The following is a 22,716-nucleotide window of genomic DNA, read 5'->3' as shown; positions in this document are numbered from 1 at the left end:
TCTCCTCGATTACGGCAGCTTCGTCTGCGCCACTTGGGCGAGGAGGTTAACCACGGACGACTGCATCAGGTCGGTGAAAGGCTTCGGATACAGACCCATGAACAGCGTCAGCAGCGCCAGCACGGCAAGCATGAAAAATTCGCGCTTGTTGATGTCGACCAGTTCCCTGACGTTATCGTTGGCGATCGCACCGAAAATCACGCGCTTGTACATCCACAGCGAATACGCTGCGCCCGTGATCAGCGACGTGGCGGCAAGCAGGCCGATCCAGAAGTTGAACTTCACGGCGCCCAGGATCACCAGGAATTCGCCGACGAAGCCCGACGTGGCCGGCAGGCCACTGTTGGCCATCGTGAACAGCATCAACAGCGCCGCGAACTTCGGCATCGTATTCACGACACCGCCGTAATCGGCAATGTTGCGCGAATGAAGGCGGTCGTACAGCACCCCGATGCACAGGAACATCGCGCCCGACACGAAGCCGTGCGAGATCATCTGCACCAGCGCGCCCTGCATGCCGATTTCGCTGAACATGAAGAAGCCGAGGATGGCGAACCCCATGTGAGCGATCGACGAATACGCGACCAGCTTCTTCATGTCGGTCTGTACCAGCGCCACCAGCCCGATATAGACGATGGCGATCAGCGCCAGCGCGATCATGAAGCCCGACAGATAGCGGCTGGCGTCAGGCGCAATCGGCATCGAGAAGCGCAGGAAACCGTAGGCGCCCAGCTTCAGCATGATCGCAGCCAGCACCACCGAGCCGCCGGTCGGCGCTTCCACGTGGGCGTCCGGCAACCACGTATGCACCGGCCACATCGGGACCTTCACGGCGAACGCCATGAAGAACGCCACGAACAGCAGGATCTGCACATTCATCGGCAGCTTGACTGCGTACCAGTCCGTCAGCGCGAACGAACCCGTCGCGTTGTACAGATAGATCAGCCCGACCAGCATCAGCAACGAGCCGAGCAGCGTGTACAGGAAGAACTTGAACGCGGCGTAGACGCGGTTCGGGCCGCCCCACACACCGATGATCAGGTACATCGGGATCAGCGTGGCTTCGAAGAACACATAGAACAGCAAGCCGTCCTGCGCTGCGAAGACGCCGATCATCAGGCCGGACAGGATCAGGAACGCGGCCATGTACTGCGCCACGCGCTCGGTGATCACCTCCCAGGCGCTGATCACGACGATCACCGTGGTCAGTGCGGTCAGCACCACGAGCCACAGCGCGATGCCGTCGATCCCGAGGAAGTAGTTGATATGGAACCGGTCGATCCAGGGCGTCTTTTCGACGTACTGCATCGCGGCCGTGCCGGCGTTGAAATTCGAGATCAACGGCAGCGTCACCAGGAAGCTGACGAAAGAACCGAGCAGCGACAGGCCACGGGCCAGCCCCGGATTGCGGTCCGAACCCACGGCGAGGACAACGATCCCCGTCACGATGGGCAGCCAGATGGCCAGACTCAGAAGCGGTAGCGATTGCATTGTGATTGGCTCCCCCTTATTTGCCGTTCAGCGTGACGAACAGCGTCAGGAGCCCGAGCATGCCGATGATCATGGCGAACGCGTAATGGTAGATGTAACCGGATTGCACGAAGCGGACGACGCCGGCGAACCAGCCCACGAGGCGGGCACTGCCGTTGACCACCGCGCCGTCGATCACGCCCTGATCGCCGCCCTTCCACAGGCCTCGGCCGATCTTGAGCGCGCCCATGGCGAACACGACTTCGTTGAACTTGTCCATGTAGTACTTGTTGTCGAGCAACGTGTACAGGCCGGAGAACTGGCGCTTGATCGCGGCCGGGATTTCCGGGCGCATCAGGTAGAAGAACCACGACAGCGCGACACCCGCGATCGACAGCCACACCGGCAGCGTCGTGAACGAATGCAGGGCCATCGCCGCCCAACCGTGGAACTCTTCGGCCAGCTCATGCATGCCCGGATGATTCTCGGCCACGAAGATGACATCCTTGAACGCCACGCCGTGCTTGAAGAAGTCCGAGAACAGCATCGGATCGATGGCGATCGCACCGATGATGACCGACGGGATCGCCAGCAGCACCAGCGGCAGCGTCACGACCCACGGGGACTCGTGCGGCTTCTCACCCGGGGCGAGGCCGTGATGGCCGTGATCGCCGGCGTCCTCTTCCACCTCATGATGATTCTCATAGGGCGCGTGCGGCTTGCCGAAGCGCTCCTTGCCGTGAAACACGAGGAAGTACATGCGAAACGAGTAGAACGCCGTCACGAACACGCCGGCGACCACCGCAACGTACGCAATGCCTGCGCCCGGGAGGTGCGAAGCGGCGACCGCCTCGATGATCGAATCCTTCGAATAGAAACCGGCGAAGAACGGCGTACCGATCAGGGCCAGCGAACCCACCAGCGACGTGATCCACGTGACCGGCATGTATTTCCACAGACCGCCCATGTTGCGCATGTCCTGGTCGTGGTGCATGCCGATAATCACCGAGCCGGCGCCAAGGAACAGCAGCGCCTTGAAGAACGCGTGCGTCATCAGGTGGAAGATCGCGACCGGGTAGGCCGAGACACCGAGCGCCACCGTCATGTAGCCAAGCTGCGACAGTGTGGAGTAAGCGACCACACGCTTGATGTCGTTCTGGACGATGCCGAGAAAGCCCATGAACAACGCAGTGATCGCGCCGACGACGACGATGAGCGACAGGGCCGTATCCGACAATTCGAACAGCGGCGACATGCGCGACACCATGAAGATGCCGGCGGTCACCATCGTTGCCGCGTGAATCAGCGCCGAAATCGGGGTCGGGCCTTCCATCGAGTCAGGCAGCCAGACATGCAGCGGGAACTGCGCCGACTTGCCCATCGCGCCGATGAACAGGCAGATGCAGGCGACGGTGATCAGGCGCCAGTCGGTGCCCGGGAAGCCGATGGCCGCCAGGTCGTTGGCCTTGGCAAACGTTTCGCCGTAGTTCAGCGTGCCGGTGTAGGCCAGCAGCAGGCCGATGCCGAGCAGGAAGCCGAAATCGCCGACACGGTTCACGAGGAACGCCTTCATGTTCGCGTAGATCGCCGTCGGACGCGTGTACCAGAAGCCGATCAGCAAGTACGAGACGAGCCCCACCGCTTCCCAACCGAAGAACAGTTGCAGGAAGTTGTTGGCCATCACGAGCATCAGCATCGAGAACGTGAACAGCGAGATGTACGAGAAGAAGCGTTGGTAGCCCGGATCTTCCTGCATGTAACCGATGGTGTAGACGTGCACCATCAGCGACACGAAAGTGACCACGCACATCATGGTGGCGGTCAGCGTATCGACGAGGAAGCCGACTTCCAGCTTCAGCGCGCCGATGCGGGCCCATTCGTAGACGGTGGCGTTGTAGCTCGCGCCATTCAATACGTCGAGGAAAGTCATCACCGACAGAATGGTTGCAATCAACACGCCGAGGATCGTGACCGTGTGCGCACCGGCGCGGCCGATCTGTTTGCCGAACAGGCCGGCTAACACCGACCCGGCCAGCGGCGCCAGCGGGATCGCGAGCAACAGGTTGGGATTGAGTGTGGATGCCATAACAGCGTTCGCTTTATTAACCCTTGAGGCGGTCGAGGTCTTCGACGTTGATCGTTTCGAGCTTACGGAACAGCGTGACCAGAATAGCCAGGCCGATCGCAGATTCCGCGGCGGCCACCGTAAGAATGAAGAACACAAACACCTGACCGCTGATATCGCCCAGGTAATGCGAGAACGCGACGAAGTTCAGATTGACCGCGAGCAACATCAGCTCGATGGCCATCAACAGCACGATCACATTTTTGCGGTTGAGGAAGATACCGACGATGCTGATGGCGAACAGGATCGCGCCCAACACCAGGTAATGCGCTAGCGACAACGACAACATGTTGGGCTCTCCTTATTCCGCCGCCGGCACGCTGCCGGACTCGCCGGAGGTGCCAGCCGTCTGCCGGGCTTCGGCGGGCATCGACACCAGACGCACGCGGTCGCGCGCTTGCACACGCACCTGCTTGCTCGGGTCGGTCTGTTTGTGATCCTTGCGTGAGCGCATCGTCAGCGCGATCGCGGCGACCAGGGCCACCAGCAGGATCAGGCCTGCAACTTCGAACGCATAGATGTAGTCGGTGTACAGCGAAATGCCGAGGGCCTTCGTGTTCGCGATCTCCGGTGCGGACACCGGCTTGATCGGGGAGCGCGTCGCGCCGTAGCCGCGCATCAGCACGAGCGCTGCTTCAACGATCATGATCGCGCCGACCAGGCTCGCCAACGGCACGAACTTGCCGAAGCCGCGCCGCAGTTCGTCGAGATTGATGTCGATCATCATCACCACGAACAGGAACAACACCATGACCGCGCCGACATACACGAGCACCAGCATGATCGCCAGGAACTCGGCCTGCAGCAGCATCCAGATCGCCGCGGCGTTGAAGAAGGCCAGCACGAGATACAGTGCCGACTGTATGGGATTGCGCGAGGTGACGACCTTGAAGGCCGCGATCACCAGGACCAGCGCAAACGCGTAGAACAAAAGAGTTGTGAATTCCATAATCACCGGAGTGTCACCAAATTAGCCAATGGAATGCCGTACCGGGCGCGCCCGTGCTGCCGCGCCCCGCCCTCTGCTTACCGGTACGGCGCATCGGCCGCCTTGGCCGCCGCGATTTCCTTCTCGTAGCGGTCGCCGACCGCGAGCAGCATGTCCTTGGTGAAGTACAGATCGCCGCGCTTCTCACCGTGATACTCGAGGATGTGCGTTTCGACGATCGAGTCCACCGGGCAGCTTTCCTCGCAGAAGCCGCAGAAGATGCACTTCGTCAGGTCGATGTCGTAGCGCGTGGTGCGGCGGGTGCCGTCGTCGCGCACATCCGACTCGATCGTAATGGCCATTGCCGGGCACACTGCTTCGCAAAGCTTGCAAGCGATGCAGCGCTCTTCACCGTTCGGATAGCGGCGCAGTGCGTGCAGTCCACGGAAACGCGGCGACAGCGGCGTCTTTTCTTCCGGAAACTGAACCGTCACTTTGCGTGCGAACGCATAGCGCCCCGTCAGTGCCATGCCCTTGAGCAGTTCCAACAACAGGAAACTGCCGAAAAAATCCTTAATTGCCCTTACCATGGGATTCCCCTACTCCGTCCGCCTTAGCCCCAGATATTCCAGGGCGACATGATCCAGCACCCCACCACGACCAGCCAGAACAGCGTGACCGGCAGGAAAATCTTCCAGCCCAGACGCATGATCTGGTCATAGCGATAGCGCGGGAACGTCGCGCGCACCCAAATGAATACCGACAGCAACAGGAAGACCTTGAAGGCCAACCAGAACACGCCCGGAATGAACGACAGGAAGCCGAACGGCGCGCTCCAGCCACCCAGGAACAGCACTGACGCCAGCGCCGAAATCACGATCATGTTGATGTATTCGGCCAGGAAGAACAGCGCGAAGCCCATGCCCGAATATTCAATCATGTGACCGGCCACGATTTCCGATTCGCCTTCGACGACGTCGAACGGATGGCGGTTGGTTTCCGCGATACCCGACACGAAGTAGACGACGAACATCGGCAGCAGCGGCAGCCAGTTCCACGACATGAAGTTGATGCCGTGGCTTGCGAACATGCCCTGCTCCTGCGAGCGGATGATGTCCGACAGGTTCAGCGTGCCGGAGACCATCAAAACGCAGACCAGCGCGAAGCCCATCGAGATTTCATACGAAATCATCTGGGCCGAAGCACGCATTGCGCCGAGGAAGGCGTACTTCGAGTTCGAAGCCCAGCCTGCCAGAATGACACCGTAGACACCGATCGACGAGATGGCCATGGCGTAGAGCATGCCGGCGTTGACGTCGGCCAGCACGGCACCCGGCTGGAACGGGATCACCGCCCAGATCGCGAAGGCCGGCAGCACGGCCAGCACCGGCGCAATGCCGTAGATGCCCTTGCTGACCTGCGTCGGCGTGATGACTTCCTTGAGCAGCAGCTTCAGCACGTCGGCGATCGGCTGCAGCAAACCTGCCGGGCCGACGCGGTTCGGGCCGAGACGCACGTGCATCCAGCCGATGAGCTTGCGCTCCCACAGGATCAGGTACGCCACGCACAGCAGCAGGATCACCGACACGACCAGAATGCGGACGACGGCCCACACGGTCGGCCAGGCAACGCCGAGAATCTGCGTGCCGTATTGGTTGATGATGTCGTTCACGCTCATTACGCCTTCTCCACCGAAATTTCACCGAACATCGCGCCGAGCGCGGCGGACGCCGGCGTGGCACTCGGCACGCGCACCACGTTGGCAGGCAGCGTGGCCGAACGGGCGGCAGGCAATGTAACGCTGGCGTTGCCCTGGCGAATGACGATCGCATCGCCGGCGGCCAGGCCCAGGCTGTCGAACAGCGCAGCCGGCAACGTGGCGCGCAGCGCGGCCTTCGCGTCGTTGGTCAGGTGCAGCGACGGCGCACGGCGCACCAGCGCATCGGCGTGGTAGATCGGCACATCGGCCAGACGCTCCAGACCGGCAGCGGCCAACTGAGGCGCGGCCAGTGCGGTCCCGGCGCGATTGTCGAGCGCGGCAGCCGAGAAACCGGCCAACGCTTCGTCACGCACTTGCTCGGCCGTGTCGTATTCGAAACCCGACAGCTTCAGCAAGTTGCCGAGCACGCGCAGCACCTTCCAGGCGGGACGCGTCTCGCCCAGCGCGCGTACGACACCGTTGAACGGTTGAACCAGCCCCTCGCAGTTGACGAACGTGCCGGCCGTTTCCGTGTACGGCGCGATCGGCAGCAGCACGTCGGCGTACTCGAGGCCGTGCTTGAACGGCGACAGCGACACGACCATCTTGGCAGCGCCCAACGCAGCACGGGCTTGCGCCGGGTTGGCGGCATCGAAGTCCGGCTCGGCATGCAGCAGCACGTAAGCTTGACGCGGCGTGTCGAACAGTGCGGCGGCACCTTGTGCGCTCGTCGCCCGGGCGATGTGCCCGCCGACCGTGTTCGCGCCTTCCGTCAGGAAGCCCAGCGATGCGCCTGTGATGTCAGCGATCACTTGCGCCAGCGCGTGCAGCTGTGCGAATTGCGGATGCTGGACGACGGCATTGCCGAGCAGGATCGCACGGCGTTCGCCGTTGATCAGCGAAGCCGCGATGGCGCGAGCGGCATCGGTCGGCGCCACGGCGGCCAGTTCGGCCGGCACGGCAGCGCCCTTGGCGGTGGCGGCAGCCACGGCGATGCCGGCAAGCTCCAAGGCCCACGCGCTCGGCGCGGCGATCGCCTTGTTGGCGATGCGCACGAGCAGATCGTCGTCGGCGGCGTGCAGCACATTGAGCTGTGCACCGGCCTTCACGGCGGCGCGCAGGCGCGCGGCCAGCAGCGGGTGGTCCTTGCGCAGGAACGAGCCCACGACCAGTACACTGTTCAGGCGATTCAGGTCCGCAATCGGCAAGCCGAGCCAGGGCGCACCCTTCGTTTGCGCCGAAAAATCGCTCTGGCGCAGGCGGAAGTCGACGTTGTCGCTGCCGAGGCCGCGCATGAACTTCTGCAGCAGGAACAGCTCCTCGACAGTCGCGTGCGGCGTGGCCAGGGCGGCCACCGCATCGGCGCCGAAGTCGCGGACGATGTCGGTCAAACCATGCCCCACGTATTCCAGGGCCGTTTGCCAATCGACTTCATGCCACCGGCCGCCCTGCTTGAGCATCGGCTTGGTCAGGCGTTCGGCGCTGTTCAGGCCTTCGTACGAAAAACGGTCCTTGTCCGAGATCCAGCACTCGTTGACCGACTCGTTCTCGAGCGGCACGACGCGCATGACCTGGTTGTTCTTGACCTGCACCACGAGATTGGCACCCACACCGTCGTGAGGACTCACCGACTTGCGCCGCGACAGCTCCCACGTACGGGCGCTGTAACGGAACGGCTTCGAAGTGAGTGCACCCACCGGGCACAGGTCGATCATGTTACCCGACAGTTCCGAGTCGACCGTCTTGCCAACGAACGACGTGATTTCGGAATGTTCGCCGCGGCCCAGCATGCCGAATTCCATCACGCCGGCAACTTCCTGGCCGAAACGGACGCAACGCGTGCAGTGGATGCAACGCGACATTTCTTCCATCGAGATCAGCGGGCCCACATTCTTGTGGAACACCACACGCTTCTCTTCCTGGTAGCGCGAAGCGGACTTGCCGTAACCGACGGCCAGATCCTGAAGTTGGCACTCACCACCCTGATCGCAGATCGGGCAATCGAGCGGGTGGTTGATGAGCAGGAACTCCATCACCGATTGCTGCGCTTTCACAGCTTTCTCGGAGTTCGTTTTCACCACCATGCCGGCAGCGACCGGCGTGGCGCAGGCCGGCACGGCCTTGGGCGCCTTTTCGACTTCGACCAGACACATGCGGCAGTTCGCCGCGATCGAGAGCTTCTTGTGATAGCAGAAGTGGGGAATATAGGTGCCGTTCTTCTTGGCAGCCTGGATCACCATGCTGCCTTCGGGCACCTCGACCTTTTGGCCGTCAATTTCGATTTCAACCATAGTAGCGGTCCAAAGCCACGCGTCGGATGGACTGGTGGGGGATTAATGAGCGCCGACCAAGCATTGCTTGTGCTCGACGTGGTAGGCGAACTCGTCCCAATAGTGTTTCAGCATGCCGCGCACCGGCATCGCCGCGGCATCGCCGAGCGCGCAAATGGTACGGCCCATGATGTTCTCGGCCACCGAGTTGAGCAGATCCAGGTCTTCCTGGCGGCCTTGGCCGTGCTCGATACGGTTGACCACGCGCCACAGCCAGCCAGTGCCCTCACGGCACGGCGTGCACTGGCCGCACGATTCCTCGAAATAGAAGTACGACAGGCGCAGCAGCGAGCGCACCATGCAGCGCGTCTCGTCCATCACGATCACGGCGCCCGAGCCGAGCATCGAACCCGCCTTGGCAATACCGTCGTAGTCCATCGTGGTCTGCATCATCAGATCGCCGGGCACGACCGGTGCGGACGAGCCGCCGGGAATCACCGCCTTGATCTTCTTGCCGCCGCGCATGCCGCCGGCGAGTTCCATCAACTCGGAGAACGGCGTGCCGAGCGGGATCTCGTAGTTGCCCGGACGCTCGACGTCGCCCGACACCGAGAAGATCTTGGTGCCGCCGTTGTTCGGCTTGCCCATTTCGAGGTAGTTCTGCGGGCCCACGGCCAGCAGGAACGGGACGGCAGCGAACGTCTCGGTGTTGTTGATCGTGGTCGGCTTGCCGTACAGGCCGAAGCTCGCCGGGAACGGCGGCTTGAAGCGCGGCTGGCCCTTCTTGCCTTCAAGAGACTCGAGCAGCGCGGTCTCTTCACCGCAGATGTACGCGCCATATCCATGATGGCCGTGCAACTGGAACGAGAAGCCCGAACCGAGGATGTTGTCGCCGAGATAACCGGCGGCGCGCGCCTCTTCCAGTGCTTGCTCGAAACGCTCGTAGACCGAGAAAATCTCGCCGTGGATGTAGTTGTAGCCCACGGAAATGCCCATCGCGTACGCACCGATGGCCATGCCTTCGATCAGCGAATGCGGGTTGTAGCGCAGGATGTCGCGATCCTTGAACGTACCCGGTTCACCTTCGTCCGAATTGCAGACGAGATACTTCTGGCCCGGGAACTGGCGCGGCATGAAACTCCACTTCAGGCCGGTCGGGAAACCCGCGCCGCCTCGGCCGCGCAGGCCCGACGCCTTGACGTCGGCGATCACCTGCTCGGGCGGAATTTTCTCGTTGAGAATGCGCGCGAGCTGCTGGTAGCCGCCGCGTGCGACATAGTCCTCGAGGTGCCAGTTGTCGCCGTTGAGCCCGGCCAGGATCAGCGGCTTGATGTGACGGTCGTGCAACGAAGTCATGCTTGATCTCCCTTGCCGGCGGCCGACTTCAGCTCCGCGATCAGCGCATCGAGCTTTTCGTCGCTCATGAAGCTGCACATCCGGTGGTTGTTGACGAGCATCACCGGGGCATCGCCGCAGGCGCCCATGCACTCGCCCTCTTTGAGCGTGAACAGGCCGTCTGCCGACGTTTCATTGAAGTCGATGCCGAGCTTCCGCTTCAGGTAATTGGCCGCATCCTCGCCGCGCGTCAATTGACACGGCAAGTTCGTGCACACGGTCAGCTTGAATTTGCCGACCGGGCCGGTGTCATACATGTTGTAGAAGGTCGCCACCTCTTGCACCGCAATCGCGGGCATTTCGAGGTAGTCCGCCACGCACTGCATGACCTCGGGCGACAACCAGCCTTTTTCGACCTGCGCAATGGCAAGCGACGCCATGACCGCGGACTGTTTCTGGTCCGCAGGATATTTGGCGACTTCACGGTCGATTTTCTTCAGGGCTTCGGGAGAAAGCATTTCCGATCCGACTTTTCTACTAAAACGTTATCCCCGCTCGCGCCGGCGCTGGCTGATCGAGATTCGATCACCCGCGTCATGTAGGCACGGCAACTGGAACGGCAGGCGGTTTTGTGGAGCGGCCCTGCCGAGGTAAAGCATACGGGCGCCCCGGGGGCGCCCGTCGCGCGATCAGCGATCGATCTCGCCGAACACGATGTCCTGGGTCCCGATGATTGCGACCGCGTCGGCAATCATGTGACCCTTCGCCATTTCATCGAGCGCGGACAAGTGAGCGAAGCCCGGTGCGCGAATCTTGAGGCGGTATGGCTTGTTTGCGCCGTCCGACACCAGATAGATGCCGAACTCACCCTTCGGATGCTCGATGGCGGCATACGTCTCGCCTTCGGGCACGTGGAACCCTTCCGTGAAGAGCTTGAAATGGTGAATCAGCTCTTCCATGTTCGACTTCATCTCGACGCGCGACGGCGGCGCCACCTTGTGATTGTCCGTAATCACCGGCAGCCCCGGGTTCGCACGCAGCCAGGCCGAACATTGCTTGATCAGACGCACCGACTGACGCATTTCTTCGACACGCACCAGATAGCGGTCGTAGCAATCGCCTTCCTTGCCGACCGGGATGTCGAAATCGAGCTTGTCATAGACTTCGTACGGCTGCTTCTTGCGCAGGTCCCAGGCAATGCCCGAGCCGCGCAGCATCGCGCCGGAAAAGCCCAGCTGCAAGGCGCGTTCCGGCGACACGACGCCGATGCCGACCAGACGTTGTTTCCAGATCCGGTTATCCGTCAGCAGCGTTTCGTATTCGTCGACACACTTCGGGAAACGGTTCGCGAAGTCGTCGATGAAATCGAGCAGCGAGCCTTGGCGAGCTTCGTTCATGCGCTTGATGGCGCGCTCGTTGTGGAACTTCGAGGCACGATATTGCGGCATCGTGTCGGGCATGTCGCGATAGACGCCGCCCGGACGATAGTAGGCCGCGTGCATGCGCGCGCCCGACACGGCTTCGTAGACGTCGAAGAGATCTTCGCGTTCACGGAAAGCGTACAGGAACACCGCCATCGCGCCCACGTCGAGCGCGTGCGAACCGATCCACATCAGGTGATTCAGGATCCGCGTGATTTCATCGAACATCACACGGATGTACTGCGCGCGGATCGGCACTTCGACGCCGAGCAGCTTCTCGATCGCCATCACATAGGCGTGCTCGTTGCACATCATCGAGACGTAGTCGAGACGGTCCATATACGGCACCGACTGCAGAAACGTCTTCGATTCAGCCAGCTTTTCAGTGGCGCGATGCAACAGGCCGATGTGCGGATCGGCGCGTTGAATGACTTCGCCGTCCAGCTCGAGCACCAGGCGCAGCACACCGTGCGCTGCCGGGTGCTGCGGGCCGAAGTTCAGTGTGTAATTCTTGATATCTGCCACGTGGCCACCTTAATGTTTCAGACCGGCGTAGTGTTCTTCGCGGATCACGCGCGGCGTGATTTCACGCGGCTCGATCGTGACCGGCTGATAGATCACACGCTTCTGTTCGGGGTCATAACGCATTTCGACGTAGCCCGAGGTCGGGAAATCCTTGCGGAACGGATGGCCGATGAAACCGTAGTCGGTCAGGATGCGGCGCAGGTCCGGATGGCCTTCGAAGACGATGCCCAACAGGTCGAACGCTTCGCGCTCGAACCAGTCGGCGGAACGCCACACGTCAATCACCGACGGCACGACCGGCAGATCGTCGTCGGGCGCGAACACGCGCACGCGCAGACGCCAGTTATGGCTGATCGACAGCAGGTGCAGGACGGCAGCGTAACGCGGGCCGTCATACGCGCCGTCGCCAAACGCCGAGTAGTCCAGGCCGGCGACGTCCATCAATTGTTCGAACTTCAGATCGGCATGACCGCGCAGCGTTTTCGCGACTTCGAGATAGTCGCTCGCCTTGACGATGAGCGTCAGCTCATCGAGCGCACAGGTCAGTTGCTGGATCTTGTCGCCCAGCACATTCTGGAGGTTCGTTTTGAGTGTATCGAGTTTCGACATGCGCGTTCCCGGTTATTTGCGCGCGATCGTATTGGTGCGCTTGATCTTGGACTGCAGCTGCATGATCCCGTAGACCAGCGCCTCCGCCGTCGGCGGACAGCCAGGCACGTAAACGTCGACCGGCACGATGCGGTCGCAACCGCGCACGACCGAGTACGAATAATGGTAGTAGCCGCCGCCATTGGCGCACGACCCCATTGAAATCACCCAGCGCGGCTCGGCCATTTGGTCGTAGACCTTACGAAGCGCAGGTGCCATCTTGTTGCACAAAGTGCCGGCCACGATCATGACGTCGGACTGACGCGGACTCGGGCGGAAAACCACGCCAAAACGGTCCAGATCGTAGCGCGCCGCACCGGCGTGCATCATTTCGACCGCACAGCACGCGAGACCGAATGTCATCGGCCACAGCGAACCCGTGCGCGTCCAGTTGATGAGTTTATCGGCCGTGGTGGTGACAAACCCTTCGCGCAAAACCCCTTCGATGCTCATATGCTTGCCCTGATTCTTACTGCAATGCTACCGCCTATGGTGCCAACCTTATTCCCAATCCAGCGCGCCGCGCTTCCAAAGGAACACAAAGCCGACCAGCAGCTCAAGCAGGAAACCCATCATGGAAAGGAAGCCCGTCCAGCCGATATCGCGGAGCGAGGCGCCCCACGGAAACAGAAACGCTGTTTCCAGATCGAACAGGATGAATAGAATGGCGATGAGATAGTAGCGCACATCGAACTTCATGCGCGCGTCTTCGAACGCCTCGAAGCCGCACTCGTACGGAGAGAGTTTTTCGCTATCGGGATTATTGGGGCCAAGAAACTTGCCGACCCCAATCAATGCCACCCCAAGACCGCCACCTACCAGGAGAAACAGCAGGACGGGATAATAGGTTCCGAGGTTCAACTCTACCCTCTTTTGGTTGGTTCGCGAACCGTCCTATCGCAGGCGTGGGGGCCTAAGGACGGAGAACATTAACCGCCTCTCAAACGTTACTTCGAAAACGGTTTCTTACGGCACAAAATAAAATGCCAGCCAAAGCATTTCGCAAGGCTGGCATCGTAGAACTGTGGTGCCGACGGCGAGACTCGAACTCGCACAGCTTTCGCCACTACCCCCTCAAGATAGCGTGTCTACCAATTTCACCACGTCGGCATTCATAGTCTGCAATCCGCTTGTCACTTACGAATCGCTTCAAGACCGCTATTGTAGCGCCGCAACATCTTTTGTTCAACGCACAATTCGCATTTTTTCGAACTTTTTTTACTGCCCGATTTTTTACGGGAGATTACTTCGGCACATCTTGCGGATTGGCTGCCGAAGCGGCTGCCGGGGCACTTGCCGCGACTGCGCCGGACGCCGTTGCCGGTGCCGTCACGGGCACATTGCCGAGTACGCCGATGGAGGCCTTCGGGTGATACGAACCGAGGAACGTCAGCGCCAGCGTCGTGATGAAGAACACCGTAGCGAGCACGGCGGTCATGCGCGACAGGAAGTTCGCCGAACCCGACGCGCCGAACAGGCTGCCCGACGAGCCGCTGCCGAACGCCGCGCCCATGTCGGCGCCCTTGCCGTGCTGCAACAACACCAGACCGATGACGCCCAGTGCCGCGAGCACCTGCACAACGATCAACAACGTCTTCAACAACCCCATCTCATCACCTGTATCAAAAATTCATGACCGGCGCATGGCGCCGGTTCGTCATCAGCGGGGCAGGCCCGCTTCGCAAATCGCCAGAAAATCTTCCGCCTTGAGCGCCGCGCCGCCGATCAGGCCGCCGTCGACGTCGGGCATCGAGAACAATTCCACGGCATTGTCGGGCTTCACGCTGCCGCCATACAACACGTGCACCGCTGCCACCGCTTCGCCCTTGGCGCGCAGCAAGGCGCGCAGATGGGCGTGCACTTCCTGCGCCTGGGCGCTCGTGGCCGTGCGGCCGGTGCCGATTGCCCACACCGGTTCGTAGGCCACCACGATGCGCGCGGCCAGCTCGGCCGTCAAGGCGTCGAGCACGGCATTGAGTTGGCGCGTCACGACGGCGTTCGTGTCGCCGCTTTCGCGCTCGGCCAGCGTCTCGCCGACACAAACGATCGGCGTCATGCCGGCGTCCAGCACGCGCAGCGTCTTGGCCGCCACCGTCGCGTCGGACTCCGCATGATACGTGCGGCGCTCCGAGTGACCGACGATGGCATAGGCTGCGCCGAACTCGGCGATCATCGGGGCTGCCACCTCACCGGTGAAGGCACCCTTCGTCTCGGCCGAGACGTCTTGTGCGCCATAAGCCAACACTTGGCCCGCCAGCACTTGCTGGCACTGTGCAAGATAGGGGAACGGCACGCAGACCGCCGCGTGAACGCCCTTCGCCGACAGCACCGGCGACGCGATCAGCGCGCCCAGCAAGGCTTGGTTGCCGGCCAGACTGCCGTGCAACTTCCAGTTGCCGACCACGAGTTTACCGGCCGTTCGGCCAGTTGCAGCAGTCGCCGCGGTTACGACAGTCGTCACGCCCCTCTCCCCATGCAATTGAACAAAACCGCTCATTTTACGGCTTTCGGACCGTGGGGGTCAATTTTGGTCGGTTTTCCGAGCTCGGCCAAGGTGCTTTCGGGGAAAATTCCCAGGAAAATCGGGCATTTCGGCCATGACCTGCCGGCCGGGCGAGGAAGCGCGCAATCGCTTCGCCGGCGCGCGGATGGCGTTGCCGGCGGCCGGCGGCAGGGAGGGCGGGACGGCGCCCGACTTACCAGGTCATGACGATCTTGCCCACGTGGGTGCTCGACTCCATCAGCGCGTGGGCCTTGGCGGCTTCGGCAACGGTGAACGTCTGATAGATTACGGGACGGATCTTGCCTGCGGCGAACAGCGGCCACACGTTGGCGTGCAGTTTTTCGGCGATCGCCGCCTTGAACGCGACCGAGCGCGGGCGCAGGGTCGAGCCCGTGACGGTCAGGCGGCGGCGCAGCAGCGCGCCCATGTCGAGCGTGGCCTTGCTGCCGCCCAGGAGGGCGATCAGGGCAATGCGGCCATCGGTCGCGAGCGCCTGAATTTCGCGCGGCAGATAGTCGCCGCCGACCATGTCAAGGATGACATCCACACCGCGGTCCTGGGTGAGCGCCTTGGTCACGGCGACGAAATCTTCGGTTTTGTAGTTGATACCGCGTTCGGCGCCGAGCGCCTCGCAGGCACGGGCCTTGTCGTCGGAGCCGGCGGTGGCGAACACGCGGTGGCCGAGTGCGACTGCCAGCTGGATCGCGGTCACGCCGATACCGCTGGTGCCGCCTTGCACGAGCAGCGTTTCCTTCTCACCGGCCTCGGTCAGCCCGAGATGCGCGCGGTCGAACACGTTGCTCCACACGGTGAAGAACGTTTCGGGCAGCGATGCCGCTTCGACATCGGACAGGCCGTCGGGAGCGGGCAGGCATTGCGCCAACGGCGCGGCGCAAAATTCCGCATAGCCGCCGCCCTGCACGAGCGCGCATACGCGCGAACCCACTTTCAGGCCGAAGGGGTTACCTGCGCCGAACGCGCCGTCTGCGCCCTCGACGATCTCGCCGGCCACTTCCAACCCGGGCAGGTCCGACGCGCCCGGTGGCACGGGGTATTGGCCGATACGTTGGAGCACGTCGGGCCGGTTGATACCCGCGGCCGCGACTTTGATCAGCACTTCACCCGTTTTGAGCTGCGGCTTCGGGCGTTCGGTGAGCTTGAGCACTTCCGGCGCGCCGAATTCGGTGATTTCCACTGCTTTCATTACCCTTCCTCCGCGTGACGGCGGACTCCCCGGCCCGCTCGCCTGTTGTCGAATGTCGAATGTCGAATCCCGCTACGATAGCACCGACTCGAAATTTGCGATGGACCCCGCGCGGGTGCAGGCGCCCGGCAATCCGCATCTCGTGGTACAACGCACTCCGATCATCGAACGAGGAATTGACGTGACGCAAACACCATCGGCAGCCGAAGCCATCGAAGCATTCCGTGCGGGCGTCTATCGCCATTACAAAGGCAACTTTTATCTTGCGCTCGGACTCGCGCGTGCGGATGAGACCCAGGAGACGGTTGTCGTTTATACACGCCTGTATCCGCGCGATGGCTTGCCCATGAGTACCCGCCTGCTGAGCATCTGGAACGACACTGTGGAAACGGGCGCCGGCCAGGTTCCGCGTTTCGAATATGTCGGGCACACGACGCCGGAAGGCTGACCGTCAGGGATTCGTTCGGCTTTCGGCCGCCCTATCGCCCTATCGCCCTATCGCCCTATCGCCCTATCGCCCTATCGCCCTATCGCCCTATCGCCCTATCGCCTTATCGCCTTATTTGCGGCTCGTGGCATTGGCAACCGCCGTTCTTGCCTATATATGCTCACGCCGGCCGCAGCATTGACCCGCTTTCCGCTCCCGACAGAACACACGTACGCGGAAAGCGGGTCAACGCTCCGGCGAACCGCCACCGTTCCGTCGACACACTGCCTCAAGCCACCCAATGCTTGCCCCAGTCTGACGCGACAGCCGTCTTCACCCGCCGCTCCACGCGGCATGCCGATTCCCGGACTCGCTCTCGAGGGACCGGCGTCGACTCCGATAATCGTCATGCCGTGACACCCCGGCGGTCCACACAGCCCCCGCGGCCTCGGGGCCGTAAACCGAACGCGGGTTTCGACGTACCGGCACCGCGGGCCCCGCCCCGGTTCGTTGAAACCCCCTGTGTATTCCGGCCTTATCGCGAAGGTCTCGGCGGTAACGCATCGATAACCGCCCGGATGAGATGCCATCCGGGCAAAGCTGCCGCTGCGGGCGGGCGTTACGCGGAAAGCGGCTGCGTACGCTCGATGAGGTGGTTCCGCTGCTCGAAGATTTGCGCTGAAAGCTCATGCGCAGTGCTCGCGAGTTCTTCGAGTTGCTCAAAGAACGCATGCACGAATTCCTCATCCAGCGAATCGATGCCGCCTTGGCCACCCACCATCGACAGCGCGACGATCTTGCCGGTCAGATTGCGCAGTTCAACCGCACGTTCATCCTGCTCCCTACGACACTGGGCAATCACTTCTTCCGGGGAAAGTTGACGCTCAACTTCAGACATAACACCTCCAACACAACAAAGTGGGTTTGCGCCCGCTTAGTGCTGTCGTGGGAGTGACGTAAGGGTTGCGTTCCTATGACGAACGGGTGGGCGGGCACCAGGTCGGGGTGAGATAACCGTGCAATCCGAGGGAAGAAACGGCCGACCCGAAGGTCACCGAACCTGTGCCCGCCCGAAGAAAAGGCGCAACAACGCATCGCACGACGGACCGCGCACGAAGCGCGGCCGTGTGCCCCTCTAACTGCTTCCGGGATCTCACCCCCGCATCGCGATTGCGTCGCGACAGGAAAAGCTTACGCGCGGCACACGGCATGTACAAGGCGATATGCCGCCAATTCTATCGTTTTGCGCGACTTTCAGAATCGTCCGAGAAAATCATTAGGATAACGTGCCGGTTTTCCGACTAGTCGCCTCCCGGCACCGCACGGCGCCTGCAAGTCGTCGCTGATGAACCGCGTCGTACGATACACAGTGGCGCGCACGAATCTTCGTTCGGTTTACGGCCCCGAGGCCGCGGGGGCTGTGTGGACCGCCGGGGTATCACGGCATGACGATTATCGGAGTCGACGCCGGTCCCTCGAGAGCGAGTCCGGGAATCGGCATGCCACGTGGAGCGGCTGGTGAAGACGGCGGTCGCGTCAGACTGGGGCAAGCATTGGGCGGCTTGAGGCAGTGTGTCGACGCGACTTGAGCGGTTCGCCGGAGCGTTGACCCGCTTTCCGCGTACGTGTGTTCTGTCGGGAGCGGAAAGCGGGTCAATGCTGCGGCCGGCGTGAGCATATATAGGCAAGACGAGCAGTGCCGGCCGGCGTGAGCATATATAGGCAAGACGAGCAGTTCCGACCGGCGCGAGAATCAATAGGCAAGACGAGCAGTTCCGGCCGGCACGAGCATCAGAAGGCAAAAGGGGTAACGAATCGCCAATCCGTGAAGCACCACAAAAAAGCGCCGGGACGAGCCCGGCGCAAACTGAGAACCGTCGACACAGGATCAGGCCTTGCTCTCCCAACCCTGCCACGACAGCTTGGAGCCTTCGGGAGCAGACCAACGCTCCTTCAGCCAGGCATACAGCGGCCCGAGCGCATTCATCGCGATACAGGCGCCAAGCGCCGCCACCGGATCGTGCGGCACCGGCCCGAATCCGCCGAACAACGTCGCGAAATACGACGCGAAGCCGAAGAACATGCCCGGGATGAACCCGAGTCCGGGCACGATCCGCGCGAGGAACATCATGCTCCCGTTCAGGCAGAACAGAATCACCATCTGCGCAGCGATAAACGCATTGCCGGTAAACACCGTTGCCGCCTGCTGGAACCCCAGCACGATGAAGAACGCGAATAACGACCCCACCGGCAATACCGGCCAGATCTTGCGCAAATTCTGCGGCGAAGGCCCCCCCATCGCAAACGTGCCTGCCCAGCTGATGAAAATCGCCCAAGGCGGCAAATGGTAAGGCGGCAGGGAAATCAGGACCGTTGTTACGGCCAGCGCCGAGGCAACGATTTCGGCAGGCAATTTCTTCATGACGCTCGTCTCCGTATTTTAGGAATGGATGCTTCAGTTCAACGACGACTCCGAAGGTTCACAACGACAGGCATGGCGATGGATATGGCAAGCGTGATGCGTAACGACGGTTATTTTTCCGCGTTTGATGACCCACAGGCGTGGCGGGATATCGAGCAGCGCGTCGGCCACCTTGAACGTGTCGAGGATGACCAGATCGGCCTGCTTGCCGACCGCAATGCCGTAGGACTCGTGAAGGCCGATCGCACGCGCCGCATTGACCGTGCCCATCTCGAGGATGGCCGCCTGATGCTCGGGAACGCCGAATTGCGCCACGTGCGCGAGCATGTTGCCGATGAGCAGCATGTCGGCCTTGCCGAAGGGCGTGAACGCGTTGCGAATGTTGTTTGACGAATAGGCGACGTTGACGCCGGCGCCATGCAGCGCCTTGACAGGCGTGAGGCCGCGCCGCTGGTTGTAACTGTCCTTGCGCCCGCCCAGGTAAAGATCCGTCGCCGGCAACGTGACGATACTGATACCCGCTTCGCGCAACAGATCCATCACCGGACCGAGCGCATCGGGTTCAAGTGAGCCAAGACTTGTCACATGGCCGAGCGACACGCGCCCTTGATACCCCAACTCAATCGTCTTGCGCGCAATGTACGAAACGGAAGCGAAACGTTGATCGCGCGTGTCGTCAGCGAAATCGATATGCATGTCGACCGGCGCATCGTGCACCATGGCCATTTCGAACACCATGTCGATGTGGCGCTGCGTGTCGTCCCAATTCAGCTCGTTGTAGGGACAGCCGCCCACCACATCCGCACCCAGGCGCATCGCGTCCTCCATCAGCGCATAGGTGCCCTGCGACTTGAGAATGCCCTCCTGCGGAAACGCCACAATCTGCAGGTCGAGCAGCGAACGGTACTCGTCGCGCAATTCCACGAGCGTTTCCACGCCGATCAGGCCTTGAATCAGATCGACGTCCGGATGCGCGCGAATGGCCACGGTCCCCTGCTTCACCGCCATGTCGAGCACCTCACGCGAGCGCTGCAACACGTCGGACCGCTCCTGCTTGCTCTTCAGGATGCCAGTCACGCGAATGGCCTCGTCCAGCGTACCGAAGCGCGCAGGCAGACGCCGGTGCAGGAGCGCCTTGTCCAGATGCAGGTGCGGCTCGACAAAGCCCGGCAATATCGCGCGGCCGCCAGCATCGATCGTTTCATTCGCGTCGGCTTCGATGCCCGGTTCCATCGCAATAATGCGGCCGTCCTTGATGGCGATATCCACTAGCGGCGCGTCGTCGTGCACGCACGCATTGAGAATCAGCAGATCCATATTCATGATGCCCCTCACCTGTCTTTATCGGATCAATAACCCAGCGCCACGCCCTCGCCACGCGGATCGGCGCCGCCCTCGAAAAACGGCGACCACGCGCCGCGCAATCGCACCGCCTGCGCCGTGCCCATGCGCATATGCGGCCAACCGACCGTCTCAACCGGATGTCCCATGGCCCGCAACGCCGTCACCGCCTCGCCAGGCGCCGTGCTCTCGACCAGCAGCTTGCTGGCCGAATCGCCCCACGACCGGCCGTACAACAGTCGCGGCGCCTCGATGGCAGTCTGCACGTCCATGCCGAAATCGAGCACACGGGTAATCAGCGATGTCTGCGTCTGCGGCTGCACCTCTCCGCCCTGCGTGCCGTAGACCATGTAAGGCGCGCCGTCCTTGAACACCATGCCCGACATCAACGTCGACGCCGACTGCTTGCCCGGCGCGATAACATTCGGATGGGCCGGATCGAGCGAGAAGAAACTGCCCCGGTTCTGCAGCAGCACGCCGGTCCCCGGATCGACCACGCACGCGCCGAAGTCGTAGTAGAGGCTCTGCACCAATCCGACCGCATTGCCCTCGGCGTCGGCGACGCTGATGAACGTGGTGTCGCTGCCGCTCGGACGACTCTGGTGCGTCAACCGTGCATCGCCCAACCAACGATCGCGTTCCTGCGCGGCCAGCGCGCGGTCGAGCAACCGCGACAACGGGATCGACGCGAACGCAGGGTCCGTCAGATAACGATCGCGATAGCCAAATGCCCACTTCACCGCCTGGATGAACGAGTGGTAGTACTTGGCGCCATCGGCATCGTCGCGCGAAAGACGCACGCCGCTCAGGAAGTTCAAAATCATCAGCCCGGCCATCCCTTGCGACGGCGGCGGCAACTGGAAAACGTCGTAGCCACGATAGCGCGTGCTGATCGGATCGACCCAGCACGCCTGGTATTGCTGAAAATCGGCATGCGAGAGCAAGCCCGCGCGATCGCGCAGGTAATGCACGATGCTGCGCGCCGCGTCGTCATAGAAATGGCGCGGGCCGCGTTGCGCGATGTTTTCAAGTGTCTGCGCCAGCGCCGGCTGCAACAGCCGGTCGCCCGTTTGCCACGCCCGGCCGCCGTCGAGGAAGACGGAAGCCGCGCCCGGGTCGGCAGCAAGGTGCGCGATGTCGTCCTGAATCCACTGCGCGAGATCGCCAGAGACGGGAACGCCGGCGCGCGCGTAGTGGATCGAAGGCTCAAGCAGTTGCGCCATCGGCAATCGGCCGAAACGCGCATGCGCGAGCCGCCAGCTGTCGACAGCACCTGGCACCGTGATCGCCGAGCGCGGACCGCGTTGCGGAATCACCCCTTCGTCTGCAAAGCACTCGCGTGTGATCTCGCGGCCGCACTGCCCGCTGCCGTTGAGCGCCGACAATGTCTTCGACCGTGCGTCGTAAATCAGCCAGAATGCGTCTCCCCCGATTCCCACCATTTGCGGCGCGACCACCCCGAGCGTACTCGCCGCGCAAATCGCCGCATCGACCGCGTGACCGCCGGCCTTGAGGATATCCAGCGCCGCCGACGACGCCAGATAATGGGCGCTTGCAACCATGCCGCGCTCGGCCATGCAAACGGGACGCGTGTTTCTCATCTTCCTTCACTCCTCGAATCGAAAACGTTCATGACGTTCGATACGAGAGTAGACGCGTCAATTGGCGATGACCATCGGGATCGGCTGGTTTGACTCTAAGGATTTTCTGATTCGGGAGAACCCTGCCCGCACCGGCCCCGCGGCTAGGTTCCGTCGTAGCCTTCGTTGATGAGGCCATGGCGAATGGCGTAATGCACGAGCCCGGCGGTCGATGCGATATCCATTTTCTGGAGGACGTTAGCCTTGTGGGTGCTGACGGTCTTGTTGCTCAGGTTCAGCGCGTGCGCGATCTCGTTGATTCCCAAACCGTCCACCAACATCTGGAAGATCTGGAACTCGCGGGCGCTCAGACGGGTATGAGGCAAGTCGGCCTCCGGGTGCTGCAGCTGGCGAATCAGTTTCTCCGCAATCAGCGACGACACGAATGTGCCCCCCTGCGCCACTTTGCGGATACCCTGGATCAACTGATTCGACGCTGCGTTCTTGGTGAGATAGCCGGTGGCGCCGGCACGGATGGCCTGCACCGCGTACTGCGTCTCGCGATACATGCTGAGAATCAAAATCGGCAGTCCGGCGTTCTGCGCGCGAATCTGCTGAATCAGCGCGATGCCGCTGCGCCCCGGCATCGACATGTCGAGCAACAGGACGTCCACGCTTTGTTTGCGCAGTTTCCTGAGAACGTCTTCGCCGTCCACCGCCTCGTCGATCACGCGCATGTCGGTCACGAGCGAAATGATCTTGCGCAGGCCGTCGCGAATGATGGCGTGATCGTCGGCAATCAGTATCTGGATCATGTG

The 22,716-nt window shown here is 62.0% G+C and carries 22 protein-coding genes and 1 tRNA gene; 1 reads left to right on the top strand and 22 read right to left on the bottom strand.

Annotation, left to right across the window (positions count from 1 at the left end; all coding sequences use genetic code 11):
- Window positions 1–9 precede the first annotated feature (9 nt).
- From PTE30175_RS13740 to PTE30175_RS13660, 17 genes are all read right to left on the bottom strand, one after another.
- A complete protein-coding gene (locus PTE30175_RS13740; RefSeq protein ID WP_150697620.1) occupies window positions 10–1,491 on the bottom strand; it encodes an NADH-quinone oxidoreductase subunit M in 1,482 nt (493 codons plus the stop codon).
- Window positions 1,492–1,507: 16 nt separating this feature from the next.
- Entirely contained in the window at window positions 1,508–3,556 is a 2,049-nt protein-coding gene (gene nuoL / locus PTE30175_RS13735) for an NADH-quinone oxidoreductase subunit L (protein WP_150697619.1), read from the bottom strand.
- Between the two features lie 16 nt (window positions 3,557–3,572).
- Window positions 3,573–3,884 (bottom strand): NADH-quinone oxidoreductase subunit NuoK, encoded by a 312-nt coding sequence (nuoK, locus tag PTE30175_RS13730; RefSeq protein WP_150697618.1) that lies wholly within the window; start codon window positions 3,882–3,884, stop codon window positions 3,573–3,575.
- 12 nt (window positions 3,885–3,896) lie between these two features.
- Entirely contained in the window at window positions 3,897–4,544 is a 648-nt protein-coding gene (locus PTE30175_RS13725; protein ID WP_150697617.1) for an NADH-quinone oxidoreductase subunit J, read from the bottom strand.
- A gap of 77 nt (window positions 4,545–4,621) precedes the next feature.
- Window positions 4,622–5,113 (bottom strand): NADH-quinone oxidoreductase subunit NuoI, encoded by a 492-nt coding sequence (gene nuoI / locus PTE30175_RS13720; RefSeq protein ID WP_150697616.1) that lies wholly within the window; start codon window positions 5,111–5,113, stop codon window positions 4,622–4,624.
- Between the two features lie 23 nt (window positions 5,114–5,136).
- Entirely contained in the window at window positions 5,137–6,201 is a 1,065-nt protein-coding gene (gene nuoH, locus PTE30175_RS13715; RefSeq protein WP_150697615.1) for an NADH-quinone oxidoreductase subunit NuoH, read from the bottom strand.
- The gene (gene nuoG, locus PTE30175_RS13710) at window positions 6,201–8,513 is read right to left on the bottom strand and encodes an NADH-quinone oxidoreductase subunit NuoG (protein WP_150697614.1); all 2,313 of its coding nucleotides are present in this window, start codon (window positions 8,511–8,513) and stop codon (window positions 6,201–6,203) included. Before nuoG ends, nuoH begins: the two co-directional genes overlap by 1 nt.
- A 42-nt stretch (window positions 8,514–8,555) precedes the next feature.
- A complete protein-coding gene (gene nuoF / locus PTE30175_RS13705) occupies window positions 8,556–9,848 on the bottom strand; it encodes an NADH-quinone oxidoreductase subunit NuoF (RefSeq protein ID WP_150697613.1) in 1,293 nt (430 codons plus the stop codon).
- On the bottom strand, window positions 9,845–10,345 hold the full coding sequence (nuoE, locus tag PTE30175_RS13700; RefSeq protein WP_150697612.1) for an NADH-quinone oxidoreductase subunit NuoE: 501 nt from the start codon (window positions 10,343–10,345) through the stop codon (window positions 9,845–9,847). Before nuoE ends, nuoF begins: the two co-directional genes overlap by 4 nt.
- Window positions 10,346–10,516: 171 nt before the next feature.
- Window positions 10,517–11,773 carry an NADH-quinone oxidoreductase subunit D gene (locus PTE30175_RS13695; RefSeq protein WP_150697611.1) on the bottom strand — a complete coding sequence of 419 codons (1,257 nt, stop codon included), beginning with the start codon at window positions 11,771–11,773 and terminating at the stop codon, window positions 10,517–10,519.
- A gap of 9 nt (window positions 11,774–11,782) precedes the next feature.
- Entirely contained in the window at window positions 11,783–12,382 is a 600-nt protein-coding gene (locus tag PTE30175_RS13690) for an NADH-quinone oxidoreductase subunit C (RefSeq protein WP_150697610.1), read from the bottom strand.
- A 12-nt stretch (window positions 12,383–12,394) separates the two neighbouring features.
- Complete coding sequence (locus PTE30175_RS13685; RefSeq protein ID WP_150697609.1) at window positions 12,395–12,874, bottom strand: NuoB/complex I 20 kDa subunit family protein; 480 nt, start codon at window positions 12,872–12,874, stop codon at window positions 12,395–12,397.
- Window positions 12,875–12,922: 48 nt separating this feature from the next.
- Window positions 12,923–13,282 carry an NADH-quinone oxidoreductase subunit A gene (locus PTE30175_RS13680; protein WP_150697608.1) on the bottom strand — a complete coding sequence of 120 codons (360 nt, stop codon included), beginning with the start codon at window positions 13,280–13,282 and terminating at the stop codon, window positions 12,923–12,925.
- Window positions 13,283–13,446: 164 nt separating this feature from the next.
- A tRNA-Leu gene (locus tag PTE30175_RS13675) sits at window positions 13,447–13,531 on the bottom strand.
- 133 nt (window positions 13,532–13,664) lie between these two features.
- Window positions 13,665–14,030 (bottom strand): preprotein translocase subunit SecG, encoded by a 366-nt coding sequence (gene secG, locus PTE30175_RS13670; protein ID WP_150697607.1) that lies wholly within the window; start codon window positions 14,028–14,030, stop codon window positions 13,665–13,667.
- Window positions 14,031–14,081: 51 nt separating this feature from the next.
- Entirely contained in the window at window positions 14,082–14,882 is an 801-nt protein-coding gene (tpiA, locus tag PTE30175_RS13665) for a triose-phosphate isomerase (protein ID WP_224788762.1), read from the bottom strand.
- 235 nt (window positions 14,883–15,117) lie between these two features.
- Complete coding sequence (locus PTE30175_RS13660; RefSeq protein ID WP_150697605.1) at window positions 15,118–16,128, bottom strand: NAD(P)H-quinone oxidoreductase; 1,011 nt, start codon at window positions 16,126–16,128, stop codon at window positions 15,118–15,120.
- A gap of 181 nt (window positions 16,129–16,309) precedes the next feature.
- Between PTE30175_RS13660 and PTE30175_RS29115 the strand changes: the two genes are divergently transcribed.
- The gene (locus tag PTE30175_RS29115; protein ID WP_338044448.1) at window positions 16,310–16,576 is read left to right on the top strand and encodes a DUF1653 domain-containing protein; all 267 of its coding nucleotides are present in this window, start codon (window positions 16,310–16,312) and stop codon (window positions 16,574–16,576) included.
- Window positions 16,577–17,174: 598 nt separating this feature from the next.
- Here the strand turns inward: PTE30175_RS29115 and PTE30175_RS13645 are convergent.
- The 5 genes from PTE30175_RS13645 to PTE30175_RS13625 all read right to left on the bottom strand — a co-directional run bounded on the left by PTE30175_RS13645 (window position 17,175) and on the right by PTE30175_RS13625 (window position 22,713).
- A complete protein-coding gene (locus PTE30175_RS13645; RefSeq protein ID WP_150697602.1) occupies window positions 17,175–17,453 on the bottom strand; it encodes a hypothetical protein in 279 nt (92 codons plus the stop codon).
- Between the two features lie 990 nt (window positions 17,454–18,443).
- Window positions 18,444–18,977, bottom strand: a complete 534-nt coding sequence (locus PTE30175_RS13640; RefSeq protein WP_150697601.1) for a DUF1097 domain-containing protein — start codon at window positions 18,975–18,977, stop codon at window positions 18,444–18,446.
- Window positions 18,978–19,010: 33 nt separating this feature from the next.
- Window positions 19,011–20,300 carry an amidohydrolase family protein gene (locus PTE30175_RS13635; RefSeq protein WP_191629047.1) on the bottom strand — a complete coding sequence of 430 codons (1,290 nt, stop codon included), beginning with the start codon at window positions 20,298–20,300 and terminating at the stop codon, window positions 19,011–19,013.
- A 26-nt stretch (window positions 20,301–20,326) separates the two neighbouring features.
- The gene (gene ggt / locus PTE30175_RS13630; protein WP_150697600.1) at window positions 20,327–21,919 is read right to left on the bottom strand and encodes a gamma-glutamyltransferase; all 1,593 of its coding nucleotides are present in this window, start codon (window positions 21,917–21,919) and stop codon (window positions 20,327–20,329) included.
- 143 nt (window positions 21,920–22,062) lie between these two features.
- Window positions 22,063–22,713, bottom strand: a complete 651-nt coding sequence (locus PTE30175_RS13625; protein WP_150697599.1) for a response regulator — start codon at window positions 22,711–22,713, stop codon at window positions 22,063–22,065.
- Window positions 22,714–22,716: the final 3 nt, after the last annotated feature.

This window comes from Pandoraea terrae, assembly GCF_902459695.1.
GTDB classification, from domain to species: domain Bacteria; phylum Pseudomonadota; class Gammaproteobacteria; order Burkholderiales; family Burkholderiaceae; genus Pandoraea; species Pandoraea terrae.
Note: the sequence above shows the minus strand (reverse complement) of the source record. Positions and strands in the feature narration are given on the sequence as shown.

Bases quoted from the DNA above. Each gene is read 5' to 3' on its own strand.
- PTE30175_RS13740 (WP_150697620.1), bottom strand. From the start codon at position 1,491: ATGCAATCGCTACCGCTTCTGAGTCTGGCCATCTGGCTGCCCATCGTG.
- nuoL (WP_150697619.1), bottom strand. From the start codon at position 3,556: ATGGCATCCACACTCAATCCCAACCTGTTGCTCGCGATCCCGCTGGCG.
- nuoK (WP_150697618.1), bottom strand. From the start codon at position 3,884: ATGTTGTCGTTGTCGCTAGCGCATTACCTGGTGTTGGGCGCGATCCTG.
- PTE30175_RS13725 (WP_150697617.1), bottom strand. From the start codon at position 4,544: ATGGAATTCACAACTCTTTTGTTCTACGCGTTTGCGCTGGTCCTGGTG.
- nuoI (WP_150697616.1), bottom strand. From the start codon at position 5,113: ATGGTAAGGGCAATTAAGGATTTTTTCGGCAGTTTCCTGTTGTTGGAA.
- nuoH (WP_150697615.1), bottom strand. From the start codon at position 6,201: ATGAGCGTGAACGACATCATCAACCAATACGGCACGCAGATTCTCGGC.
- nuoG (WP_150697614.1), bottom strand. From the start codon at position 8,513: ATGGTTGAAATCGAAATTGACGGCCAAAAGGTCGAGGTGCCCGAAGGC.
- nuoF (WP_150697613.1), bottom strand. From the start codon at position 9,848: ATGACTTCGTTGCACGACCGTCACATCAAGCCGCTGATCCTGGCCGGG.
- nuoE (WP_150697612.1), bottom strand. From the start codon at position 10,345: ATGCTTTCTCCCGAAGCCCTGAAGAAAATCGACCGTGAAGTCGCCAAA.
- PTE30175_RS13690 (WP_150697610.1), bottom strand. From the start codon at position 12,382: ATGTCGAAACTCGATACACTCAAAACGAACCTCCAGAATGTGCTGGGC.
- PTE30175_RS13685 (WP_150697609.1), bottom strand. From the start codon at position 12,874: ATGAGCATCGAAGGGGTTTTGCGCGAAGGGTTTGTCACCACCACGGCC.
- secG (WP_150697607.1), bottom strand. From the start codon at position 14,030: ATGGGGTTGTTGAAGACGTTGTTGATCGTTGTGCAGGTGCTCGCGGCA.
- PTE30175_RS13660 (WP_150697605.1), bottom strand. From the start codon at position 16,128: ATGAAAGCAGTGGAAATCACCGAATTCGGCGCGCCGGAAGTGCTCAAG.
- PTE30175_RS13645 (WP_150697602.1), bottom strand. From the start codon at position 17,453: ATGTCTGAAGTTGAGCGTCAACTTTCCCCGGAAGAAGTGATTGCCCAG.
- PTE30175_RS13640 (WP_150697601.1), bottom strand. From the start codon at position 18,977: ATGAAGAAATTGCCTGCCGAAATCGTTGCCTCGGCGCTGGCCGTAACA.
- PTE30175_RS13635 (WP_191629047.1), bottom strand. From the start codon at position 20,300: ATGAATATGGATCTGCTGATTCTCAATGCGTGCGTGCACGACGACGCG.
- ggt (WP_150697600.1), bottom strand. From the start codon at position 21,919: ATGAGAAACACGCGTCCCGTTTGCATGGCCGAGCGCGGCATGGTTGCA.
- PTE30175_RS13625 (WP_150697599.1), bottom strand. From the start codon at position 22,713: ATGATCCAGATACTGATTGCCGACGATCACGCCATCATTCGCGACGGC.